This is a genomic window from Nocardia sp. NPDC004711 (genome assembly GCF_053601595.1).
Genome location: NZ_JBSGCB010000184.1, coordinates 1 through 1,414 on the forward strand (window position 1 = coordinate 1; position 1,414 = coordinate 1,414).

Below are 1,414 nucleotides of genomic sequence, written 5' to 3' on the forward strand. Positions count from 1 at the left end.
CGCTCATGGCTCCCCTTTATGTCAAGACCGGGATGTGGGTGTGGGGTTAGCCTGGTTGGTGGGTCCGGGATGTGGCTTGTCCGAAGGATCGGGTGCGGGTTGAAGCCCGGTCGCGCTGGAGTCAGGAGTCGTTCCCGTTTGCCCTCCCGGGCCTGCTGATTCACGTTTTCGCTGGTCGTCGAGTATCCGCGCGTAGACGGTGTTGGAGAGTCGCCGTTTGAGTGCGCGCATCGCTTCCATCGAGGTCTTCCCGCCCGCTCGTCGGGCGTCGTAGTAGATGCGCCCGGCGGTGGGATGGCGCAGCTGGACCACGGCCATGATGTGCAGGACGCGGTTGATTCGGCGGTTGCCGGCACGGGAGAGCCGATGCCGTTGCTGGTCACCGGAGGACGCGTCCAGAGGCGCGGTGCCGTTCCAGGACGCGAACCGGTCGCGGGTGGCGAAACGGTGAATATCACCGGTGTCGGCCAGAAGCCTTGCCGCGCTGGAGGGTCCGATGCCGTGCAGGTCCATGAGGGTCGAGCCGCGGTCGAGGACGAGTTGCCGTAGTTCTTTGTCGGCGGTTTTGGTTTTGCGGTCGATGGTTTCGAGTTCCTCGATCAGCTCGATGACCAGCCGCAGCTGGACCCGCCCGACCGGATCGCTCGGGCGCAGGTCGGTGATCAGGTCGCGGGCCTGGGGTGCGGACAGGAATTTGTTGGCGCCGCCGGGGATCAGGTCGAGCAGGATCCGGTGGATGCGGTTGAGGGTTTGGGTGCGGGCGCGGCCGAGTTCGTCGCGTCGGTCGGCGAGCAGGCCGAGTGCGACCAGTTCCGGATCGAGCTGGACGCGACGCAGGTTCGGGGCGTGCAGGGCGGCCAGAGCGACCGAGTGGGCGTCGACCGGGTCGGTTTTGCGGCCGTTGCCGGTGGCGAAGACCCGCACCTGCGCGGAGAGTTTCGCGGGCACGTCGACCACGGTTTCGCCGTCGTGGACCAGGCGGTGGGCGAGGTGGCGGCCGATGCCGTTGCAGCCCTCGACCGCCCAGACCCTGTCAGTGAATTGCTGTGCAGTGGTGAGCATTTCGGTATAGCCGACAGTGTCGGTGGTGTATCTGCCGGCGGCCAGGATATGGCCTGCGGGATCGATGATCTCGATGGTGGCCGAGCGTTTGTGCGGATCCATCCCGATGATGACGGTCACCGGCGTCCCTTTCTGCCTCGCAATGGGTTGGTGTCCGTGCGAGGAGGGCACCGCTACTTCGAGCCGGGCAGACCCCTTTCCAGCCACTCCCGCACGGCACCCGGTGGGAGGCAAGCCATGAGAGAGCCACACCGAATCATGCTGGCGGGCAGCCGATTGACCGAGCATCCCACCGGGCACCTGGACCGAATCCTGGCCGGGACCCGGCCCTAACACCAGTCTTAAGTAGCCG

At 66.3% G+C, this 1,414-nt stretch carries 1 protein-coding gene; it reads right to left on the reverse strand.

Annotated elements, in window-relative coordinates:
* Positions 1 to 21 precede the first annotated feature (21 nt).
* Entirely contained in the window at positions 22 to 1,182 is a 1,161-nt protein-coding gene (locus ACWEKS_RS49340; protein ID WP_452346604.1) for an IS110 family transposase, read from the reverse strand.
* Between the last annotated feature and the right edge of the window lie 232 nt (positions 1,183 to 1,414).